Annotated in this window: 16 protein-coding genes; 9 read left to right on the forward strand and 7 right to left on the reverse strand. The window is 49.9% G+C overall.

Translation table 11 applies throughout. The features are described from left to right. Positions 1-47 precede the first annotated feature (47 nt). The 4 genes from pyrF to ACM5Q9_RS10810 form a co-directional block, all read right to left on the reverse strand. Entirely contained in the window at positions 48-881 is an 834-nt protein-coding gene (pyrF, locus tag ACM5Q9_RS10795) for an orotidine-5'-phosphate decarboxylase (protein WP_418144744.1), read from the reverse strand. A gap of 6 nt (positions 882-887) precedes the next feature. Continuing rightward, positions 888-1,277, reverse strand: a complete 390-nt coding sequence (locus ACM5Q9_RS10800; RefSeq protein ID WP_418144746.1) for a diacylglycerol kinase — start codon at positions 1,275-1,277, stop codon at positions 888-890. A gap of 199 nt (positions 1,278-1,476) precedes the next feature. Further along, on the reverse strand, positions 1,477-3,123 hold the full coding sequence (groL, locus tag ACM5Q9_RS10805; RefSeq protein ID WP_418144747.1) for a chaperonin GroEL: 1,647 nt from the start codon (positions 3,121-3,123) through the stop codon (positions 1,477-1,479). Positions 3,124-3,187: 64 nt separating this feature from the next. Beyond that, positions 3,188-3,475 carry a co-chaperone GroES gene (locus ACM5Q9_RS10810; RefSeq protein WP_169295440.1) on the reverse strand — a complete coding sequence of 96 codons (288 nt, stop codon included), beginning with the start codon at positions 3,473-3,475 and terminating at the stop codon, positions 3,188-3,190. A 297-nt stretch (positions 3,476-3,772) separates the two neighbouring features. Here ACM5Q9_RS10810 and ACM5Q9_RS10815 point away from each other — a divergent pair, with 297 nt between their 5' ends. Continuing rightward, positions 3,773-5,974, forward strand: coding sequence for an OsmC domain/YcaO domain-containing protein (locus ACM5Q9_RS10815; RefSeq protein ID WP_418144748.1), 2,202 nt, complete (start codon positions 3,773-3,775; stop codon positions 5,972-5,974). Between the two features lie 491 nt (positions 5,975-6,465). On the opposite strand, the gene ACM5Q9_RS10820 is transcribed toward ACM5Q9_RS10815, so the two are convergent. Then, the gene (locus tag ACM5Q9_RS10820; protein WP_418144804.1) at positions 6,466-7,932 is read right to left on the reverse strand and encodes a short-chain fatty acyl-CoA regulator family protein; all 1,467 of its coding nucleotides are present in this window, start codon (positions 7,930-7,932) and stop codon (positions 6,466-6,468) included. A gap of 188 nt (positions 7,933-8,120) precedes the next feature. Here ACM5Q9_RS10820 and prpC point away from each other — a divergent pair, with 188 nt between their 5' ends. Genes prpC through ACM5Q9_RS10840 form a run of 4 tightly spaced genes read left to right on the forward strand, consistent with a single transcriptional unit; the run spans position 8,121 to position 14,006 of the window. Further along, positions 8,121-9,275: a bifunctional 2-methylcitrate synthase/citrate synthase gene (gene prpC / locus ACM5Q9_RS10825; protein ID WP_418144749.1), complete on the forward strand. Its 1,155-nt coding sequence runs from the start codon at positions 8,121-8,123 to the stop codon at positions 9,273-9,275. A gap of 5 nt (positions 9,276-9,280) precedes the next feature. Continuing rightward, on the forward strand, positions 9,281-11,881 hold the full coding sequence (gene acnD, locus ACM5Q9_RS10830) for a Fe/S-dependent 2-methylisocitrate dehydratase AcnD (protein ID WP_418144750.1): 2,601 nt from the start codon (positions 9,281-9,283) through the stop codon (positions 11,879-11,881). Between the two features lie 20 nt (positions 11,882-11,901). After that, positions 11,902-13,110, forward strand: a complete 1,209-nt coding sequence (gene prpF / locus ACM5Q9_RS10835; RefSeq protein WP_418144751.1) for a 2-methylaconitate cis-trans isomerase PrpF — start codon at positions 11,902-11,904, stop codon at positions 13,108-13,110. 35 nt (positions 13,111-13,145) lie between these two features. Beyond that, positions 13,146-14,006 carry an isocitrate lyase/PEP mutase family protein gene (locus ACM5Q9_RS10840; RefSeq protein ID WP_418144753.1) on the forward strand — a complete coding sequence of 287 codons (861 nt, stop codon included), beginning with the start codon at positions 13,146-13,148 and terminating at the stop codon, positions 14,004-14,006. Between the two features lie 138 nt (positions 14,007-14,144). Here the strand turns inward: ACM5Q9_RS10840 and ACM5Q9_RS10845 are convergent, their stop codons facing one another. Beyond that, a complete protein-coding gene (locus ACM5Q9_RS10845) occupies positions 14,145-15,641 on the reverse strand; it encodes a PLP-dependent aminotransferase family protein (protein WP_418144754.1) in 1,497 nt (498 codons plus the stop codon). A 108-nt stretch (positions 15,642-15,749) separates the two neighbouring features. On the opposite strand from ACM5Q9_RS10845, the gene ACM5Q9_RS10850 reads away from it, so the two are divergent. Then, positions 15,750-16,205 carry an N-acetyltransferase family protein gene (locus ACM5Q9_RS10850; protein WP_418144755.1) on the forward strand — a complete coding sequence of 152 codons (456 nt, stop codon included), beginning with the start codon at positions 15,750-15,752 and terminating at the stop codon, positions 16,203-16,205. Positions 16,206-16,295: 90 nt separating this feature from the next. Beyond that, the gene (locus ACM5Q9_RS10855) at positions 16,296-17,102 is read left to right on the forward strand and encodes a prolipoprotein diacylglyceryl transferase family protein (RefSeq protein WP_418144756.1); all 807 of its coding nucleotides are present in this window, start codon (positions 16,296-16,298) and stop codon (positions 17,100-17,102) included. A gap of 85 nt (positions 17,103-17,187) precedes the next feature. Here ACM5Q9_RS10855 and ACM5Q9_RS10860 read toward each other — a convergent pair whose 3' ends face one another. Next, the gene (locus ACM5Q9_RS10860; protein ID WP_418144757.1) at positions 17,188-17,628 is read right to left on the reverse strand and encodes a two pore domain potassium channel family protein; all 441 of its coding nucleotides are present in this window, start codon (positions 17,626-17,628) and stop codon (positions 17,188-17,190) included. 270 nt (positions 17,629-17,898) lie between these two features. Between ACM5Q9_RS10860 and ACM5Q9_RS10865 the strand changes: the two genes are divergently transcribed. Both ACM5Q9_RS10865 and ACM5Q9_RS10870 read left to right on the forward strand, forming a co-directional pair. Then, positions 17,899-18,159, forward strand: a complete 261-nt coding sequence (locus tag ACM5Q9_RS10865) for a hypothetical protein (RefSeq protein WP_418144758.1) — start codon at positions 17,899-17,901, stop codon at positions 18,157-18,159. 231 nt (positions 18,160-18,390) lie between these two features. After that, a complete protein-coding gene (locus tag ACM5Q9_RS10870) occupies positions 18,391-19,509 on the forward strand; it encodes an alkene reductase (protein ID WP_418144759.1) in 1,119 nt (372 codons plus the stop codon). Positions 19,510-19,608: the final 99 nt, after the last annotated feature.

Raw genomic sequence — 19,608 nt, forward strand, 5'->3', positions numbered from 1 at the left:
TTGGTAGTGCCTGTGTTGTGATTTGAATCGCAACACAGGCATTTTTATTAGCGGGTTTCAATTGCACGAGCCGCATTGATGGCATCGCGTGTTTGCAGGGCTACGGTTGCGGCGGCCTCTTGCCAGTCGTCACCGCAGCTGGCGTACAGAATGGCACGGGAAGAGTTAATCATCATGCCAGTAGAGCGGGCGTTTTGGCCAGCGTGTACGGTACTGTTGATATCACCACCTTGGGCACCAATGCCGGGTACCAGCAAAGGAACGTCATCGCCTACCCTGGCACGAACTTTTTTAAGTTCCTCAGGAAAGGTTGCGCCAACCACCAGGCCGCATTGGCCATGACGGTTCCATTTTTCTGCTACTAAAGAAGCGACGTGCAGGTACAAGGGTTCACCGCTTGAGGATTCAAAAAACTGCAGGTCGGACCCACCCGGATTTGAGGTGCGGCATAAAATAATCACGCCCTTGTTCTGCCATGCCAGGTAGGGTTCAATTGAATCAAAGCCCATATAAGGATTAACTGTTACGGCATCGGCCTGGTAGCGCTTGTAGGCTTCCTTGGCGTAATGTTCTGCGGTGGTGCCGATATCGCCACGCTTTGAATCCAGCACGAGTGGCAGATGGGGGTAGGTTTTGTGAATATAGTCACAAAGTGCCTCCAGTTGTTCTTCGGCGCTTTCGGAAGCGAAATAGGCAATTTGTGGTTTAAATCCGCAAACATAGGGTGCAGTGGCATCAACAATGCCTTTGCAAAAATCAAATATGGCTTGTTTGCTTTGTTGGATGCAGGGGGGGAAGCGGTTTGGATCGGGGTCAAGTCCTACCATCAATAAGGAGTTGCTATTTTTCCAGGCGGCTTCCAGTTTTTCGGTAAAAGTCATACTAAATCAAATAAATGGGTCGATTGCAATGGCAATCCAGACGATGGTGGTAAATACAATTGCGAGCATGACAGCAGCGCTGCCGAGATCTTTTGCACGCCCCAGTAGTGGATGATGTTCCAGGCTGATCTGATCGGCCAGGGCTTCTAGGGCGGAATTCAGCAATTCAACAATCAGGACACCAACCAGTGTTGCCAGCAGGAACAGGGTTTCAAGCAGGGTGCGGCCCACATAGAACGCCAAGGGCGTCATGATGGCGCACAAGAGTAATTCCTGGCGAAATGCGGCTTCATGCTTGAAGGCGGCCTTTAAGCCCTGTGCGGAATATTGCGCTGCTTTAAAAATGCGCTGTATACCACTTTTGCTTTTAAACGGAGATTCATTAGGTGAGGTCATGGATTTAAAAGTAAAAAGGTACTTGCAACCGGCAAATTGTTACGGTTGATGTTCAATGCATCACAGGTGTTATTGTAGTGCAACTTGCTTGCCAGACCCTTCAATATGCGCTTGGACAGAAAAGAAAAACCCGGGCCATGGCCCGGGTTGATATCGCTACACGGAGGAACGGAGTCCTCCGTTTCGTGAAATGGACAGATTAGAATCCGCCCATTCCACCCATACCGCCCATGCCGCCCATATCAGGCATTGCAGCAGCAGGTTTGTCTTCTACGATTTCGCAAATGGCGGCTTCTGTGGTCAGCAACAGGCTGGCTACAGATGCTGCGTTTTGCAGTGCTGTGCGGGTTACTTTGGTTGGGTCCAGAACACCTTGCTCAACCAGATCACCGTATTCACCGGTAGCGGCGTTGTAGCCAAAGTTGCCTGTACCATTTGCCACATTGTTAACCACAACGCTAGGCTCATCACCAGCGTTGGCAACGATAGTGCGCAATGGGGCTTCGATGGCACGCAGGATCAGCTTGATACCAGCGTCTTGATCAGCGTTGGAACCAGTCAGGCCTTTGATTGCGTTTTTGGCACGGATCAGGGCAACACCGCCGCCAGGAACAATACCTTCTTCAACCGCAGCGCGAGTTGCATGCAGGGCATCTTCAACACGTGCTTTTTTCTCTTTCATTTCAACTTCGGTGGCAGCACCTACGCGGATAACGGCAACACCGCCTGCCAGTTTGGCAACGCGCTCTTGCAGTTTTTCACGATCGTAGTCAGAAGTGGCTTCTTCGATTTGGGTGCGGATTTGTTTAACGCGTGCTTCGATGTTTGCGCTAACGCCAGCACCGTCGATGATGGTGGTGTTTTCTTTGCCCACTTCGATGCGTTTTGCCTGGCCCAGATCTTCGATCGTGGCTTTTTCCAGAGACATGCCGGTTTCTTCAGAGATAACGGTACCGCCGGTCAGGATGGCGATATCTTCCAGCATGGCTTTACGACGATCACCAAAACCAGGTGCTTTAACAGCGGTGGTTTTCAGGATGCCGCGGATGTTGTTGACAACCAGTGTTGCCAGTGCTTCGCCTTCAACGTCTTCAGCGATGATCAGCAGAGGACGGCTTGATTTGGCAACTTGTTCCAGTACGGGCAGCAGGTCACGGATATTGCTGATTTTTTTGTCGAAAATCAGGATGAATGGGTCTTCCAGGGCAGCAACCTGTTTTTCCTGGTTGTTGATGAAGTAGGGAGACAGGTAGCCACGGTCGAATTGCATACCTTCAACAACGTCAAGTTCGTTTTCCAGTGATTTGCCGTCTTCGACAGTGATAACGCCTTCTTTACCTACTTTGTCCATGGCGTTGGCAATGATGTCACCAATAGAAGAATCGCTGTTGGCAGAAATAGAGCCAACTTGGGCGATTTCTTTGCTGGTGGTGCAAGGCTTAGACAGATTTTTCAGTTCTTCGATTGCAGCGGCAACGGCTTTGTCGATACCGCGTTTCAGATCCATTGGGTTGATGCCGGCGGCAACGTATTTCAGGCCTTCTTCTACAACAGCTTGAGCCAATACGGTTGCGGTTGTGGTACCGTCACCGGCGTTGTCGGAAGTTTTTGAAGCAACTTCTTTAACCAGTTGTGCACCGATGTTTTCAAATTTGTCTTTCAGTTCGATTTCTTTAGCAACAGAAACACCGTCTTTGGTAACAGTAGGAGCACCGAAAGAGCGCTCGAGAACTACGTTACGGCCTTTAGGGCCCAGTGTTGTTTTAACAGCGTTTGCCAGTGTGTTTACACCACGCACGATACGAACGCGTGCGTCGTCACCGAATAATACTTGCTTTGCAGCCATTTTGAATTCCTTGATTGTATTTGAGTACTGTCTGCTTTAATTGCAGACAAAATATGCATTAAAATTAAGCAACTACCGCAAGAATTTCGTCTTCGCGGATAACCAGTAGTTCTTCGCCGTCTACTTTAACGGACTGGCCAGCATATTTACCGAACAATACTTTGTCGCCAACTTTAAGGTCTACAGGCAATACTTTGCCGTCTTCTGTTTTTTTGCCTGGACCAACAGCAATAACTTCACCTTGATCAGGTTTTTCAGCTGCGCTGTCAGGGATAACAATGCCTGATGCTGTTTTTAGCTCGTTGTCTAGGCGCTTGATAATCACGCGGTCTTGCAAAGGACGCAATGCCATGGAGAAACTCCTGTTTCTTAGTAAGTTAAATTAAAAAATCGTTAAGGCAGCGATTGTTAGCACTCGTTGCCCTTGAGTGCTAATTATAAGGACGATACTGAAATTTTCAAGAGGTGAATTTTGAAATGTTACATTTTTGTCGAGGATGTCGATTTTTGTTGTCGAATCCCAGGTGTGTGATTTTCAAACTAAACGCCAATCTACATTTGCGATATGCAGCGAATTATTACACGGTACCCGCGTGGTGACGGATAATAGCGGCTACATCATTTTTAATACCATTTTTAGGATCCCCTCATGGAAATCAAAGTCAACTTTCTTGATAAGCTACGCCTTGAGGCAAAGTTCGATGATTTTACGGTAGTGGCCGATCAGCCCATCCGTTATAAGGGCGATGGTTCGGCGCCTGGCCCCTTTGATTATTTTCTGGCCTCATCGGCTTTGTGTGCCGCTTATTTTGTGAAGTTGTACTGCGTGACTCGCAATATTTCTACCGAAAATATCCGACTGTCGCAAAATAATATTGTCGATCCAGAAAATCGATACCAGCAGATTTTCAAGATTCAGGTTGAATTGCCGCCGGATATCCCGGAAGCAGACCGCCGGGGTATTTTGCGTTCCATCGAACGCTGCACGGTGAAAAAAGTGGTGCAAGCAATACCCGAGTTTGTCATTGAAGAGGTCGAGAGTTTAGATGCCAACGCTCAGTCGTTGTTAACTTTGAAGCCGGCTGCTGACGCTAACACATATATTGCGGGCAAGGATCTGCCACTGGAACAAACCATTGCCAACATGTCTAGCATTTTGGCGGGCATGGGCATAAAGATTGAAATTGCTTCGTGGCGCAATATTGTTCCTAATGTGTGGTCGCTGCATATCCGCGATGCGCACTCACCGATGTGTTACACCAATGGTAAAGGGGCGACTAAAGAAAGTGCGTTGGCATCTGCATTGGGAGAATACCTTGAGCGCCTGAATTGCAACTATTTGTATGGCAGTGCATTTTGGGGCGAAGAGATCGCTAATGCACCGTTCGTACATTATCCGAACGAGCGCTGGTTCAAAGCTGGCCCTAACAATGCGCTACCTGTTGAAATTCTAGATGCCCATTGCCTGAAAATTTATAATCCCGACGGCGAGCTTAATAGCTCGCATCTGTACGACACCAACTCCGGCAACGTGCAACGCGGTATCTGTTCGCTGCCGTATGTACGGCAGTCCGATGGCGAAGTGGTGTATTTTCCGTCTAACCTGGTCGAAAACCTATTCGTCAGCAATGGCATGAGCGCTGGTAATACACTGGTTGAAGCGCAGGTCCAATCTCTGTCCGAAATTTTCGAGCGGGCGGTAAAACGTGAAATTCTTGAAGGTGAAATCGCATTGCCTGATGTGCCATCCGAAGTGCTGGCAAAATATCCTAGCATTCTGGCCGGGATTCAGGCGCTGGAAGAGCAGGGCTTTCCGGTGTTGGTCAAAGACGCATCGCTGGGCGGGATCTATCCTGTGATGTGCGTCACTTTGATGAATCCGCGAACGGGCGGTGTCTTTGCCTCGTTCGGAGCACACCCAAGCTTCAAGGTGGCGCTGGAACGGAGCCTGACAGAACTGCTGCAGGGACGCAGCTTTGAAGGTCTGAATGATTTACCCCGGCCCACCTTTGTCAGCGAGGTCGTGACAGACCCAAATAACTCTGTTGAGCACTTCATTGATTCCAGTGGTATAGTGTCGTGGCGCTTTTTCAGCGCCAAAGCGGATTTCGAGTTTGTTGAGTGGGACTTTTCTGGTCAGGGTGAAAACGCGAATGCCCAGGAATCGGCAATGTTGTTAGGCATGCTCAAAGACATGGGCAAAGAGGTATACATGGCCGTGTATGACCAGTTGGGCGCCGTTGCCTGCCGGATTCTGGTGCCCGGCTATTCGGAAATTTACCTGCTAGAGGACTTGCTCTGGGATAACACAAACAAGGCGCTATTGTTCCGCACCGATATCTTGAACTTGCATCGCCTGGATGATACCGCTTTGGCAGCACTGCTAGAACGGCTGGATAGCAACGACCTAGATGAGCACTCTGATATTGCCACCTTGATTGGCATCGAATTTGACGAGAATACGGAATGGGGGCAGCTAACCGTTCTAGAATTAAAATTGTTGATCAATCTTGCCTTGCAGCAATTTGAGGCGGCGCAAGAGCTAGTTGCAGCCTTCCTGCAGTACAACGACAATACGATCGAGCGTGGATTGTTTTATCAGGCCTTGAATGTGGTGCTAGAGGTGCTGCTTGATGGCGAGTTGGAACTGAACGATTACGTGGTTAACTTCCGCCGGATGTTTGGCAACGCTCGAATGGACGCGGTCATGGGTTCAGTAGACGGTAGCGTGCGCTTCTTTGGCTTGACGCCAACCAGTATGAAACTAGAGGGGCTAGACAGGCACCACCGCCTGCTCGACAGCTATAAAAAATTACACGCAGCGAGGGCCAATATGGGGGCCACATGCTGAAGAAATAGGGCAAAGTCAGTAGGCATGGTCAATGCCCTCCGTTGACACGGGGATGATGTGTCCGAGTATCTGGTCCAGACGCGCAACGATGTCCGGATGATACTCGGCTGTCAGACGCAGGAAATTAATCACACTGCCTTTCTTTCGTAAAGTTTAGTTCTTACTGGGACGTTACCTGCAAAATTCAAAACCTTGTGAGACACCAGTTCAAAATCAAGTGGGTTTTTATGTAAGCCATTGATATATAAATGAAAAAAAATTCAACATTATCCGGGATTCGACATTTGTCAAGGATGTTGTTGTCGATTTTCATTCAGTTCGGAAATTACGTCACTGAGTTTGGAAATTTTTGTGCTTTTATTTTGCAGTGTAGGTTATGGCATAGTGATAAAAATAATTAACACAGCTTTTGATTTGTAAATCTGTTTTACAGTTTATATTGCGTATTTTGAATTTAAACGCCAATCGACAGCTTCTCTATGTTCCCGAACTCAAGGGCTGTTCATGGGGTAGGGAGAGATGCTGCTGAGGTTTTCATTAACGTCCAGTTCCCGGCCAATATAAGGGAACGCGCGTTGTGCGCATTGTGGCCGCTCGCACACCCTGCAACCCATGCCGATGGGTGTGGGAATATCCGGATTGCTGAAATCCAGCCCTTTTGCATAAACCAGCCGATGGGCATGCGCGACATCGCAACCCAGTGCGACAGCGAAATCTTTTGTTGGTTGTCCGAAGCCGCCGGCCTGACGGCATACGGTACGCGCAATCCACAGGTACACACGTCCGTCGGGCATGCGCGCCAGTTGCCGGAGAATCCGCCCGGGACTGGAGAAGGCTTCATAAACATTCCATAAAGGACAGGCGCCACCGACACGAGAGAAATGAAAGTGGGCAGCAGACTGGCGTTTTGATATATTGCCCGCGCGGTCCACGCGGATGAAGAAAAACGGCACGCCCGTTGCATCTGGTCGCTGCATGGTGCTCAGGCGGTGACAAACGGTCTCGAAGCTGACGCCAAACCGTTGTCCTAACAGATCAATGTCATATTGTAATTGCTCGGCAGCGGCCAGGAACTGTCGGTAGGGCAGGATCAGCGCTGCCGCAAAATAGTTAGCCAGGCCCAGGCGTACTAATTTGCGTACCGCCTGACTGGAAAAGCGTGGCACGTCCACCATGCGTTCAAGCATGGTGTCCAATTCCAGAAATGCCAATTGTGTTCCCATTTGAAAGGCCCGCTGCCCGGGTGTGAGATGCGGGGGTAGGCTAAGCTGCCGCAGCGCCGGGTTATAGGCGCGTTGCAGGCCCTTTTCTGTGGGCAGGGTGTCCACCATAACGCCGTGTTGTTCGCGCAAGCGCTGCGCCAGTCGGTCCGCCAGGCCAGGTGTGGGTACGTCAGCCAGCCCCCAGGCGGTATGGCATTGCTCCGCGTGCGTATCGAGCTGCGCGAAATGATTGTGATGGGTAAAGAAAAAGTCGCGTGCTTCCTCGTAGGGTTGTGTCTGTATCAGCAGTGCTTCTGCAGGATTGCCGGGATTCTGATTTTGAAGGGTCATTTTTTCAGTCATGGCTTCCAGCCGCTCCGCCGCTTCGCGGTGACGGCGGTGCAGATCAATCAAAACCCGGCCTACAGCCGGCATATTCGTTGCGATCTCGTGTATTTCAGCCTGTGATATTCGGGCCCCTTCATGTCCGCCCAGCGCCGATGCCGGCAGGGTAGCCGCCACTTCGTGCAGCGCAGCGACCATTCGCGTTTGTTCGTCGTCTGAAAACGTGTTGACGTCCATATTGAACACTTCGCTCAAGCGCCTCAGGACCGGCATGGTCAATGGCCGCTGGTTCTGTTCGATCTGATTCAGGTAGCTGGGTGACAGGCCCAGCATGCGGGCCAGCCCTATCTGGGTCAATTTGCGCTCTTCGCGCAAGCGGCGTAATCGCACGCCCATAAATACTTTTCGCATGGTGGCCATTGAATCTAATACCGGTTTGATAATGCTGATTAAATAAAAAATTCGCAAAATTTGCAAATATGCAGTATAGGGTTTACCAATATTCGCCTTGTTATTAATGCAATTTCTGGCAATCTTGCGTAAACTGCAAATATTAATTGTAGCGCATTATTTGCATTGTAAAGTAGCGGAGGAATACCATGACACAAGCACCCGAAACAACGGGCTTTAAACCAAAGAAATCAGTTGCGTTGTCTGGCGTTATCGCTGGCAATACCGCACTATGTACCGTGGGTCGCAGCGGTAACGACCTGCATTATCGTGGTTACGATATTCTGGATCTGGCGCAAGCCTGCGAATTTGAAGAGGTCGCTCACCTGCTCATTCACGGCAAGCTGCCCAACAAGGCTGAACTGGCTTCCTATAAACTGAAGCTGCGCCGTCTGCGCGGCCTGCCTGTTCAATTGCAGGATGCGCTACAGGCCTTGCCTGCTTCCAGTCATCCCATGGATGTCATGCGCACGGCCGTATCGGTATTGGGTTGCGTGCTGCCTGAAAAAGATGATCATAACCTGCCCGATGCGCGCGATATTGCAGACCGTCTGATGGCCAGTCTGGGCTCGGCTTTGCTGTATTGGTATCACTATAGTCATAATGGCAAGTGCATTGATGTCGAAACCAGCGATGACAGTATCGGCGGGCATTTTCTGCATCTGCTCCATGGCGAGACGCCTCCTGATGAGTGGGTCCAGGCCATGCATACTTCGCTGAACCTGTACGCTGAGCACGAGTTCAATGCATCCACGTTCACCTGCCGGGTGATTGCCGGAACAGGTTCGGATATGTATTCGGCCATTACCGGTGGGATCGGTGCATTGCGCGGCCCCAAGCACGGTGGCGCCAACGAAGTCGCTTTTGAAGTGCAAAAACGCTACGAAACGCCAGATGATGCCGAAGCCGATATTCGTCGCCGCGTAGAAAACAAAGAGGTCATCATTGGCTTTGGTCATCCCGTGTATACGATTTCCGATCCGCGCAACAAAGTCATCAAAGAGGTGGCGCGCAACCTGTCGGCAACGCAGCAGAATATGAAAATGTTCGACATTGCCGAACGCCTGGAAAGCGTCATGTGGGACATCAAGAAAATGTTCCCGAATCTGGACTGGTTCTCGGCCGTTTCCTATCACATGATGGGCGTGCCTACCGCCATGTTCACACCGCTGTTTGTGATTGCACGTACCGCAGGCTGGGCAGCGCACATTATCGAACAGCGTATCGACAACAAAATTATTCGTCCGACAGCCAACTATAATGGCCCTGAAGATCAAACATTCATTCCGCTAGAAAAGCGTTGATTCCTATGAATACTGAAAACCGCAAGCCACTGCCCGGCACGGGGCTGGATTACTTCGATGCGCGTGCTGCCGTTGATGCCATTGCACCCAACGCCTACGATACGCTGCCGTATACCTCGCGCGTATTTGCTGAAAACCTGGTGCGTCGCTGCGACCCGGCGACACTCACGGACTCACTCAAGCAACTGATTGAACGCAAGCGTGATCTGGATTTTCCGTGGTTTCCTGCACGCGTGGTGTGTCACGATATCCTGGGTCAGACCGCGCTCGTAGACCTGGCCGGGTTGCGCGAGGCGATTGCCAAGCAAGGGGGCGATCCTGCCCAGATCAACCCGGTAGTACCCACGCAGTTGATCGTGGACCATTCGCTGGCCGTTGAATATGCCGGTTTTGACAAGGATGCTTTTGCCAAGAATCGCGCTGTCGAAGATCGCCGCAATGACGACCGCTTTCATTTTATCAATTGGACCAAGAAGGCGTTCAAGAACGTCGATGTGATTCCTCCAGGCAATGGCATCATGCACCAGATCAATCTGGAGCGGATGTCGCCGGTCATTCACAGTCGTGATGGGATTGCCTTTCCGGACACCCTGGTTGGCACCGACAGTCATACGCCTCATGTAGATGCGCTGGGCGTTATCGCCATTGGCGTGGGCGGACTTGAGGCCGAGAGTGTGATGCTGGGGCGTGCGTCCTGGATGCGTTTGCCAGACATTATCGGTGTTGAACTGACCGGGCAATTGCAGCCAGGCATTACCGCCACCGATCTGGTCCTGGCTCTGACCGAGTTTTTGCGTGAGCAGAAAGTGGTCTCGTCTTATCTGGAGTTCTACGGTGAAGGCGCATCCCGCCTGACGCTGGGCGATCGCGCCACGATTTCCAACATGACGCCCGAGTATGGCGCCACTGCCGCGCTGTTTTACATTGACCAGCAAACGATTGATTACCTGAAGTTGACCGGCCGTGATGACGAACAGGTCAGGCTGGTGGAAACCTATGCCAGGCAGACGGGCCTGTGGGCTGACAGTCTGAAAACCGCGCAGTATGAGCGCGTGCTCTCCTTTGATTTGTCAACGGTGGTACGTAATCTGGCCGGCCCGTCCAATCCGCATCGTCGCGTACCCACTTCAGAGCTTGCCAGCCGTGGTATTTCAGGTGTGGTTGAAAACGAACCGGGGCTCATGCCCGATGGAGCGGTGATTATTGCCGCGATTACCAGTTGCACCAATACGAGTAACCCGCGTAACGTGATTGCGGCCGGGCTGCTGGCACGTAATGCCAACGCGCGGGGCCTGGTACGCAAGCCGTGGGTCAAATCATCGTTGGCGCCGGGATCCAAAGCAGTCCAGCTGTATCTGGAAGAGGCCAATCTCTTGCCCGAGCTCGAGAAGCTGGGTTTTGGCATCGTGGGCTTCGCCTGTACCACCTGTAACGGCATGAGCGGTGCGCTGGATCCTGTCATTCAGCAGGAAATTATCGACCGTGATTTGTATGCGACCGCCGTTCTATCGGGCAACCGTAATTTCGATGGCCGTATCCACCCCTATGCCAAACAGGCATTCCTGGCCTCACCGCCGCTGGTTGTGGCTTACGCGATTGCCGGTACGATTCGCTTTGACATAGAGAAAGACGTGCTGGGCACAGACCAGAACGGTCAGCCGGTTACCCTGAAGGATATCTGGCCTACCGATGAAGAAATCGATGCCATTGTGGCTAGCAGCGTGAAACCAGAGCAGTTTCGCAGTGTGTATGAACCGATGTTTGCGATCAATGTTAGCGATGGTGAATCGGTCAATCCGTTGTACGAATGGCGTCCGCAAAGCACTTATATTCGCTGTCCGCCGTACTGGGAAGGTGCGCTGGCAGGCGAACGCACGCTCAAGGGCATGCGTCCGTTGGCGGTGCTGGGCGACAACATTACTACCGATCACCTGTCGCCTTCCAACGCTATTCTGCCTAACAGCGCTGCCGGAGAATATCTGGCCAAGATGGGGTTGCCGCAAGAGGACTTTAACTCTTACGCAACGCATCGAGGCGACCATCTGACGGCACAGCGGGCCACGTTCGCCAATCCCAAGCTGCTTAATGAAATGGTATTGGAAAACGGTGAGGTCAAACAAGGTTCTCTGGCGCGCATCGAACCGGAAGGTAAAGTGGTGCGTATGTGGGAAGCCATCGAAACCTATATGGAACGCAAGCAACCGCTGATTATCGTGGCGGGAGCAGACTATGGCCAGGGTTCTTCACGCGACTGGGCGGCCAAGGGTGTGCGTCTTGCCGGTGTCGAAGCGATTGTTGCGGAAGGGTTCGAGCGGATTCACCGCACCAATCTTGTGGGCATGGGTGTATTGCCGCTGGAATTCAAGCCGGGCGTCAATCGCAAGACACTGAACATCGATGGCACGGAAACCTACGATGTGGTCGGTAAGCCCGAACCGCGATCAACGCTGATACTGGTGATTGTTCGTAAAAATGGTGAACGCCTGGAAGTGCCGGTGACCTGCCGTCTGGATACCGCTGAAGAAGTCTCCATCTATGAGGCCGGCGGGGTTCTGCAACGCTTTGCGCAGGATTTTATTGAATCGCCTGTCGCCAGCCAGTCATGATGACAAATAGGGGGAATGCAATGACACGAGCACCACAGATTAAAATTGCCGCCACCTATATGCGAGGTGGCACCAGCAAAGGTGTATTTTTTCGGCTGAGTGATCTGCCCGAAGCTGCACAGACGCCCGGTGCCGCGCGCGACGCACTGTTGCTGCGCGTGATCGGCAGCCCGGATCCTTACGGCAAGCAAACCGACGGTATGGGCGGTGCGACCTCTAGTACCAGTAAAGTTGTGATTCTGTCGAAAAGCGAGCGTGCCGGACATGATGTTGATTATCTGTTCGGTCAGGTGTCTATCGATCAGCCTTTCATCGACTGGAGCGGTAATTGCGGAAACCTCTCGGCAGCCGTGGGGCCTTTTGCGATTAGCAATGGATTGATCGATGCCGACCGTACTCCGGCCAATGGTGTTGCCACCGTATATATCTGGCAGGCCAATATCGGTAAGACCATTGTGGCACATGTGCCCATCACCAACGGTGAGGTGCAGGAGACAGGCGACTTTGAGCTGGATGGGGTTACCTTCCCCGCCGCTGAAGTGCAGCTTGAATTCCTGGACCCGGCAGCAGACGAAGAGGGCGCTGGTGGCGCCATGTTTCCTACTGGCAATCTGGTCGATGAGCTGGATGTACCCGGTGTCGGCCAGTTGCAGGCGACCATGATCAACGCGGGTATTCCAACTGTGTTTGTAAATGCCCGGGACATTGGTTTTACCGGCACGGAGCTGCAGGATGATATCAACAGTAACGCCGAGACATTGGCCATGTTTGAAGCCATTCGCGCGCATGGTGCGCTGCGAATGGGGCTCATTGCCAATATAGAGGAAGCCGCCCGTCGCCAGCACACACCCAAGGTGGCTTTTGTGGGTGAGGCTGCCGATTACACGGCATCCAGCGGCAAGCAGGTGTCCGCCGATAATATAGACTTGGTTGTACGGGCGCTTTCCATGGGCAAATTGCATCATGCGATGATGGGCACCGCAGCGGTAGCTATCGGTACGGCTGCGGCCATTCCCGGCACCCTGGTCAATCGCGCGGCAGGCGGAGGTGAACGCGAATCTGTTACCTTCGGTCATCCCTCGGGTACATTGCGGGTGGGGGCACAAGCGATTGAAGAAGCAGGGCAGTGGACCGTGAAAAAGGCGCTCATGAGCCGAAGCGCTCGTGTCCTGATGGAAGGCTATGTACGGATTCCGGCTGATGCGTTTTTGAAAACGCCAGAAAATTGATTAACTTTTAATATTGTTAAAAAAGGATTTATTGCATGTCGACAAGAAAGCAACTCAGATCACTCGTCGAAGCGCGCCGAGGCATTATCGTTCCCGGTGCATTTAATGCCTTGTCGGCCAAAGTAATTGCCGATCTTGGCTTTCAGGCCATTTATGTGACGGGTGCGGGCGTGACCAATATGTGGTTTGGCATGCCCGACCAGGGATTCATGGGTTTACACGAAATTGCCGATCATACTGCCAGAATCCGTGACGCCGTAGATGTGCCACTGATTGTCGATGCCGACACGGGGTTTGGCAATGCCCTGAATGTTCGTCACACTGTGCGGGTTCTTGAACGTGCCGGTGCTGACTGCATTCAGTTGGAAGATCAGGTTGCGCCCAAGCGCTGCGGTCATTTCTCAGGCAAAGAGGTGATCTCCACCGAAGAAGCGGTCAGCAAGATCAAGGCGGCGGTCGACGCACGTCAGGATCCTGATTTCTTGATTATGGCGCGTACTGATGCGGCAGCTACCCATGGTTTTGAGGCAGCGATCGAGCGTGCCCAGAAGTTCGCCGAAGCCGGTGCCGACATTCTGTTTGTGGAAGCCGTTACAGAAGCCGAGCAAGTGCGCGCGCTTCCCCAGCGTCTTGCCAAGCCGCAGTTGATGAACATGGTGATTGGTGGCCGTACGCCTATTTTCAATGCCGATCAGCTGGCCGAACTGGGCTTTGGCATCGTACTGTATGCCAACGCGGCCTTGCAGGGCGCCGTTACCGGCATGCAGAAAGCCCTGACGGTGTTGCGTGACGAGAAGGAAGTGCAAGAGTCCAGCGGGTTGGTCGCGACGTTTGCCGAAAGGCAGCGCCTGGTGAGCAAGCCTGAATGGGACGAGCTGGAACGCCGCTATTCCTAAGTAAGACCTGGCTTGTTGTCCAGCGTCTTTTTGCGTTCTCTATAGCTTCTTTAAATAGCCGCCCTTAATATCGGCCACCTGTCTGGTGGCCGATTGGGGCGCGCTTCTCATCTCATATTCTTCGAGTCCCAAACTGCCTTATTCTCCAGCAAAGTTTGCATTGTCGTCCTGCCGCAGCATATTTGCCAACTTTTCAATATTTTCTTTGATTTCATCTGGATTATGGGCCGCATAACCAAACAAGACGGCCGCTTTTTGAGTACTGTGCTGACAATATCGGGATAATGGCTGAACAAATAACCCGGCTTCAGTACATTTTTTGATGAATGCTTGTTCGGTCCAATTGTTTTTCAACCAGCAAACCAGATGAATTCCTGAGTCTGTGGGTTGAACGGTCAAGATGTCGGCAAGATGATTTTGAATTGCCTCAATCAACGCTTGTTGGCGTTCATAACAGGCTTTGCGAACTTTTCTCACATGCCGGGCGTAATGTCCTTCTTGAATGAATAAAGTCAAAGCGACCTGTTCCAGGTGTGAGCTACGTGTATCTGTATAGTATTTCGCTAAACTAAAGGCATTAATTAAATTCTCGGGAACCACCATAAATCCCAAGCGAAATTCAGGAAACATCATTTTCGAAAAAGTGCCTGAATAAATGACCCGTTGTTGTTGGTCTAAGCCTTGCAATGCCTGAATGGGATGTGTTCGATAACGAAATTCACTATTATAGTCATCTTCAAAAATCCATTTTTGCTGTTGAGCTGCCCAGTCTAACAACATGAAACGCCGAGATAAACTCAAGGTTCCACCCAGGGGAAATTGATGTGAGGGGGCCGTATAAATAAGTTTGCTCTTGGTATAATCTTGAATGATCTCCGGGATACGCATGCCCTCGTCATCACTGCTCACCGGATGTACGTCAACCCCAAAACTGCGGAATATATTGAGTGCTGAGTCATAACCCGGCTCATCCAAACAAACCTGATCTTGTGGTTTTAATAAAGTATAAGCGGCCAAATGAATCGCTTGCTGTATGCCATTTACAATAATGATTTGTTCTTCGTTACAGTTTATCCCCCGTGTGGAACGTACATAGTGACAAATGGCTTGACGCAAAGGTAAATAACCGCGCGGATCATGCGATTCTCCTAATTGATGATACGATTTTCGCCAAGCGTGCGTTAATAATTTTCCCCAGAGTTGATGCGGAAATATATCAAGACAGCCAACCCCGACATGAAACATTTTTTCCCCCTGGCTGGGTAATGATTGTTTTTTCCATGCTGGCAATAAGCTTTCAAGGTAGGGGTTAATGTTTAATGGTTGCGGCTTGCTTTGTTTCGAGTGAGCTACATCTTGCTGAATCTGAATTAAATGATCGGGAATGGTTTCCACCACATAAGTTCCTGAACTGGATTTAGTGAGTAAATAACCTTCATCTAATAAACGATCAAAAGCTGCCAGTACAGAATTACGGGAAATAGACATCATTTCTGCTAATGCACGGCTTGAAGGCAATTTGATGCCTGAAGACAAGCGCCCATCCAGGATCGCATCACGCAAAGCATAATACAGTCCGTCCTTGATGTTTCCCTTGGGTAGGATCAAATGCGGGAAAGACGATGACTTTGCCATAAAACTGGTACCTTAAAAAATATTAAAAGTGTATCTTATGAGGATACCATTATGGAATTAAACTCTAGACTCCCATTTACGAAAGACTCGAGATCAAGGAGTAGAGTGATGCAAAATTTAGACGTGCAAATTGCCCCTGTGCAACAACAAGATTATTCCCAATGGCTTCCTTATTGGTTGGCGTATCAGGATTTTTATAAAGTTTGTTTATCTAACACCGTAACAAAAACGGCATGGCAACGCTTTTTTGATGAGGCTGAACCGGTTTATTGTGCGATAGCTAAACAGGGCGAAAAGGTCTTGGGTTTTGTGCATTATGTTATTCATCGTTCTACTTGGGCAGAACAAAGCTTTTGTTATCTGGAAGACTTGTATGTATCGCCAGAAGCCCGTGGGCAGCACATTGGTAAACGCCTGATTGAATACGTCAAACAACAAGCAAACTCGCTGGATTGTGCTCGTTTATATTGGCATACGCAGGAAACTAATCACACCGCCCAAAAACTGTATGATTGGGTTGCCGAAAAACCTGGCGTCATTGAATATCGCATGTCATTAAAATAACCAATGTATCTTTCCAAAGTATTCTTTAGATTAATGGGTTGGCAGACAGGTGTTCTTTTAATCAGATACTTTTTTTGATAAGGGTGAGTAGTGATTAGTATTGGTCCTTTTTCTGTCCAGCTTGTTTTACTGGCAATTGTCCTGTTTCTTGCATGGGTGATAGCCCGGTTTCTGGCGTTACGCCCGAAAGACGATAAACGTAAGGCGGCAGGCGGTTTGCTGCTGGATGCGGTTTTTTGGGGGATTGTTGCTGCCCGGCTAGTGCACATTTTTCAGTGGCGGGACGAATACTTGCAAAAACCGTTGTCGATCATTGCCATCAGTGATGGGGGGTATTTGTGGTGGGCGGGTTTGCTGGTCGCTATTATGTACGTTTTGTGGCGTACCCGAAAAATCCCGCTCCTGCGTCAGCCAGTCTTGATAGGCATGGTGGCTGGCATGTTGATATGGCTGGTAGCAGGTAATGCCCTTAGCATGATGCAGCGTTCATCAATAGATTTTCCAGATGTGCAATTGGCAACACTCGATCAACAGCCGGTTTCTTTAAGTGCATATCGCGGGAAGCCGGTTGTGCTGAATTTGTGGGCCAGCTGGTGTCCGCCATGCCGTCGTGAAATGCCTGCCTTTGAGCAGGCCCAGGAACAATTTCCTGATATTGCGTTTGTCATGATCAATCAGGGTGAAAGCCTGAAAAATGTTCAGGGTTTTCTTCAGGCAGAGCAATTGATGTTAAACAATGTTTTGCTGGATCCGGTTTCTAGGGTGATGCATCAGGTGCGGGCAAGGGGCTTGCCAACAACCCTGTTTTTTGATGCACAGAGGCAGTTGCAGGGTGTGCATATGGGTGAAATAACAGCGGCTGGCCTGAAAAGCAAAATAGCTCTGTACTTTGATTGAGTTTTTGATTGTGGTTCAGTATTTGGGAATATAGCTGCCGTATTAAATGCCGGGTGCAGCCAGACAGGCGGAATTTGTAGTCTAGCTAAAGATCTTGGTCATCATCCAGATGAAATTTATGAATAATACGGTGAGCCAGTGGCGCCAGAATGAGACCCAGCGTTCCTATAAAAACCAATCCGACAAACATGCTGTAGAGCGCAAAGAATACCTTTCCAGCAACGCTTTCGGGCACAATGTACGGACCTAAGCCGCCAATAATAAGGGCCGTGTTAAGCAAGGCATCATGCCAGTTTATTGGCTCCAGTATAAGATGGGCTATCACGCCAATGGCCATCGTGACCACCATGACAATAAGCGCATAAAAAACATGGGCAAGCAGGCGATATCTGAAATGTCGTGCCGGTAATAAGGGTTGTTTTTTTGATTCGTACATTATGCTGAAACCATAGAAGACAAGCGTTTTGCTCATTTCATTCGGGCTTGTAATGGCTGTGATCTTACTGATCGTACCTGAATCTGTCAAACCATCGCACCATGACGGCCTCATGAATGTTCCGATGCCAGCTGTAGGGAAAGACAGGCTCTGTTACGATAAATATTATGTAATTTAAATAGGTCTCATTAAATTATTTTTTTATAACTGTATGATTTTATTTAAAAAAATAATAATTTTGTCGGGAACGCATGGGAGCCGGGATCAATCTAACAAAGTGGCTGATTGTATATTAAACAAATAGTTAATCAATGATCAGCCATCAAGCTTCAGTTCTTGTAACTATATGGAGTTACGGTCATGAAAAACTTTGTTAAAGTAATGCTACTCGCATCAAGCATGGTTGCAGGTGTGGCATATGCTGATGGGTTTAGGGAGTCTGATTATCCATTTGTTCCGAATGCGGTCAGCCCTTCTATAGGGCAAAAAGTTGAACAGATCAGCCTGACCGATTCCGACTATCCCAGGATTTTTATTAACAGCGGAGTCGCCCGTGAAGTCGTTATGCAGGAATTGGTTGATTATAATAAGGTTAACCCATATTCATTCTATTCTTACTAGTGCTCAGGTCAGTCAGGTTCATGCTTGTTTCTGATAATAATTCCGACTGACCATGTTGCCGAATTCGAGAAGTTCAGGGTCTTGCAAGGTGTTGGCAGGGTGAGTTTCTCGATTTCGGTATTTTATATTTGCAGAAATGGTAGTCTAGTTGTATCGGTCAGGTGTATTGGATGCCTTCAAGGCTTTCAAAACCGGGCCTTTTTTTCTAAATATTTGAATGGAATTTAATCAATGAGCGATCTTTTCTCGGGCTATGATTTGGCCGGATTGCATATGAATAATCGTATTGTGATGGCACCCATGACGCGCTCCAGAGCCGTCAATACGGTTGCCGATGAGCAAACCGCCCTTTATTACCAGCAAAGAGCCAGTGCTGGGCTTATTATTACCGAGGGTTCACAAATTTCCCGTCAGGGTGTGGGGTATTTGTTTACGCCAGGCATGCATAGCGCTGAGCAAATTGAGGGTTGGAAGAAAGTCACGGGTGCGGTGCATGAGAAAGGTGGAAAAATTTTCAGTCAGCTTTGGCATGTAGGACGCATCTCTCATGTTACTTTGCAGGAAAATGGCGCTGCCCCGGTTGGGGTAAGCAATAAAACGGCAGAAAATACCACTGCGTTTGCTTATGATGAAAATGGCAACCCTGCCAGGATTCAGGCCAGCCAGCCTCGTGCCTTGTCTACCGAAGAGGTAAAGGGGGTGGTTCAGGATTTTGCCAAGGCAGCGGTCAATGCCCGTGAAGCCGGTTTTGACGGGGTGGAAATTCATGGTGCCAATGGATATTTGATCGAACAATTCATTAATGCAGGCATCAATACCCGCGATGACCGATATGGTGCCGCTACTGTTGAGGGCCGTTTGGCTTTTGTGCTGGAAGTGGTTGATGCGGTAGTGGCCAAAATTGGGAGCCAGCGTGTAGGTATTCGCCTGGCACCGTTTAACCGGATTTTTGATATGCCCGCCTTCGAAGGCGAAGCGCAAACCTGGCTTGAGCTGGCCCGTCAGTTGTCTGTCAGAAAGTTGGCCTATGTTCATATCAGCAACCGCAAGGCCATTCTTAATAATACAAATGGCAAGACATTTCTTGAGCAGTTCAGGAAAGCCTATAGCGGTACTTTGATTTTGGCGGGTGAATATACCAAGCCAGAAGCAGAAAGGGACTTGAAGGAAGGCCTGACTGATCTGGTTGCTTTTGGTCGTCCATTCATCTCCAATCCTGACTTGGTAGAGCGGTTGAAAAACGATTGGCCCCTGACGTCTTTTGATCCTGCCACTTTTTATGTGGGCGGTCAGGAAGGTTATACCAATTACACGGGTTATGAGGAAATTGCTGATCAGGCTGCCAATTGAAGTCTGAAAGTGACAGGCGTTCTGTTCTGTATTGATGGAACGCTTGTTTGAATGATGGGCATAGGTTTCACACTTGCTATTGCCGGAACATTGAACGGT

The organism is Advenella sp. RU8, assembly GCF_048381675.1.
Classification (GTDB): Bacteria; Pseudomonadota; Gammaproteobacteria; order Burkholderiales; family Burkholderiaceae_B; genus Advenella.

Bases quoted from the DNA above. Each gene is read 5' to 3' on its own strand.
- pyrF (WP_418144744.1), bottom strand. From the start codon at position 881: ATGACTTTTACCGAAAAACTGGAAGCCGCCTGGAAAAATAGCAACTCC.
- ACM5Q9_RS10800 (WP_418144746.1), bottom strand. From the start codon at position 1,277: ATGACCTCACCTAATGAATCTCCGTTTAAAAGCAAAAGTGGTATACAG.
- groL (WP_418144747.1), bottom strand. From the start codon at position 3,123: ATGGCTGCAAAGCAAGTATTATTCGGTGACGACGCACGCGTTCGTATC.
- ACM5Q9_RS10810 (WP_169295440.1), bottom strand. From the start codon at position 3,475: ATGGCATTGCGTCCTTTGCAAGACCGCGTGATTATCAAGCGCCTAGAC.
- ACM5Q9_RS10815 (WP_418144748.1), top strand. From the start codon at position 3,773: ATGGAAATCAAAGTCAACTTTCTTGATAAGCTACGCCTTGAGGCAAAG.
- ACM5Q9_RS10820 (WP_418144804.1), bottom strand. From the start codon at position 7,932: ATGCGAAAAGTATTTATGGGCGTGCGATTACGCCGCTTGCGCGAAGAG.
- prpC (WP_418144749.1), top strand. From the start codon at position 8,121: ATGACACAAGCACCCGAAACAACGGGCTTTAAACCAAAGAAATCAGTT.
- acnD (WP_418144750.1), top strand. From the start codon at position 9,281: ATGAATACTGAAAACCGCAAGCCACTGCCCGGCACGGGGCTGGATTAC.
- prpF (WP_418144751.1), top strand. From the start codon at position 11,902: ATGACACGAGCACCACAGATTAAAATTGCCGCCACCTATATGCGAGGT.
- ACM5Q9_RS10840 (WP_418144753.1), top strand. From the start codon at position 13,146: ATGTCGACAAGAAAGCAACTCAGATCACTCGTCGAAGCGCGCCGAGGC.
- ACM5Q9_RS10845 (WP_418144754.1), bottom strand. From the start codon at position 15,641: ATGGCAAAGTCATCGTCTTTCCCGCATTTGATCCTACCCAAGGGAAAC.
- ACM5Q9_RS10850 (WP_418144755.1), top strand. From the start codon at position 15,750: ATGCAAAATTTAGACGTGCAAATTGCCCCTGTGCAACAACAAGATTAT.
- ACM5Q9_RS10865 (WP_418144758.1), top strand. From the start codon at position 17,899: ATGAAAAACTTTGTTAAAGTAATGCTACTCGCATCAAGCATGGTTGCA.
- ACM5Q9_RS10870 (WP_418144759.1), top strand. From the start codon at position 18,391: ATGAGCGATCTTTTCTCGGGCTATGATTTGGCCGGATTGCATATGAAT.